The 1,994-nt window shown below is 72.6% G+C and carries 1 protein-coding gene; it reads left to right on the plus strand.

Features of this window, described 5'->3' with window-relative positions:
• A partial coding sequence (locus IF45_RS0131015) for a condensation domain-containing protein (RefSeq protein ID WP_030310941.1) occupies positions 1-1,994 on the plus strand: 1,994 nt, incomplete at both ends.

The following is a 1,994-nucleotide window of genomic DNA, read 5'->3' on the forward strand; positions in this document are numbered from 1 at the left end:
TCAAAATCCGCGGCTACCGCATCGAACTCGGCGAAATCGAAACCGCCCTCACCACCCACCCCCACATCCACGAAACCCTCGTCACCACCCACCAGGACCCAGACGGCCACCGCCGCCTCCTCGCCTACCTCGTCACCGACACCCCCCTCACCCCCGCCCAACTCCGCACCCACCTCACCACCACCCTCCCCGACCACATGATCCCCTCTCGCTACATCCCCCTCGACCACCTCCCCCTCACCCCCAGCGGCAAAGTCGACCGACGAGCTCTCCCCCAACCGGACACCCAGCCCGAACCCACCAACACCGCAGAACGCACACCACCGCGGACCCCCACCGAACACCTCCTCGCCACCACCTGGGCCACAGTCCTCGGAACCGAAGAAGTCGGCATCCACGACAACTTCTTCGACCTCGGCGGCGACTCCATCCTCTCCATCCAGGTCGTCTCACACGTCCGGCGCGAGCTCGGCGCCCGTCTCTCGCCCCGGCTCCTCTTCGCGCACCCGACCGTCGCCGAGCTCGCCGTCGCCGTCGACGCCGCCGACGCCGACGAGGCGGGGCAGCGCGAGGCGTCCACCGTGCCCCGGGCCCCTCGGAGCGGGCTCCTGCCCATGTCCTTCGGCCAGCAACGGCTCTGGTTCCTGGAGGACTTCAACGAGGGCAGCACCGAGTACCACTCGGCGGTCGGGCTGCGGCTGACCGGCCGCCTCGACACCGACGCGCTCCGCGCCGCGACCAGTGACCTGGTGGCGCGCCACGAGGCGCTGCGGACCACCTTCGACGTGGTCGACGGGCAGGGCGTCCAGACGGTCCACCCCGTGCTGCCGGCCGAGTGGCGCGTGGAGGAGGCGGCGGACGAGCAGGAGGCACGGGTCCTCGCCCAGCGTGAGCTGGAGCGCCCCTACGACCTGCGGAACGGCCCGCTCGTCCGCGTCCTGGTCGTCCGCCTCGGCGAGGCCGAGCACGTGTGCCTCCTCGGCATGCACCACATCGTCACCGACGGCTGGTCGATGGGCGTCGTCGCCCAGGAGCTGGGCGAGCTGTACACGGCCCGGGTCCAGGGCCGTCCGCACGGCCTTCCCGAGGTCGCCGTGCAGTATCCGGACTTCGCCGCCTGGCAGCGCGACCGCCTGGAGGACGGTGGTCTGCTCGGCCGCCGGCTCGACTGGTGGCGCGAGGAGTTGCAGGGCATCACGCCGCTCGAACTCCCTACCGACCGGCCGCGGCCGGCCGTGCGCACCTCGCGGGGAGCCGTCGTCGGCTTCGAGGTGCCGGCCGCCACCGTGGACGGCCTCAAGAAGCGGGCCCGGGCCCAGGACGCCACGCTCTTCATGGCGCTGACGGCGGCGGTCAAGGCCCTCTTCGCCCGCTACACCGGCGAGCAGGACATCGCCGTCGGCACGGCCTCCGCCGGGCGGAACGAGGGCGGCCTGGAAGGGCTGGTCGGCTTCCTGGTCAACACGGTCGTGCTGCGCACCCGGATCGATCCGGAGGCGTCCTTCGACGCCCTGCTCGGGCAGGTCAGGGGGACGGTGCTCGACGCGTTCGCCCACGAGGACGTGCCGTTCGAGCGCCTGGTGGAGGCGGTCCAGCCGGAGCGCGACACCAGCCGCACGCCGCTCGTCCAGGCGATGGTGGTGCTGCAGAACGCCCCGGGGACCCGCCCGGGCCTCGGTGATCTCGACGTCACCGACTACCCGCTGGAGCGGGACACCGCGCTGTTCGACCTGACCATCGAGTTCGAGGAGCACGCGGGCGGGCTCAGGGCGCTGGTCGAGTACAGCGCCGAGCTCTTCGAGGAGGAGACCGTCGCGCGCCTCGGCGACCACCTGAACCACCTCCTCGCCGCCGCCGTGGCCGACCCGGCCCGGCCGGTCGCCACGCTCCCCCTCCTCGCCGAGGGTGAGCGGGAGCGGGTGGTGCGGGAGTGGGCCGGGACCGAGGGCGTCGCCCCCTGGCCGGGAACCCTCCACAGCCAGGTCGCCGAACGG

The organism is Streptomyces albidoflavus (genome assembly GCF_000719955.1).
In the GTDB taxonomy this organism is placed as follows: Bacteria; Actinomycetota; Actinomycetes; order Streptomycetales; family Streptomycetaceae; genus Streptomyces; species Streptomyces albidoflavus.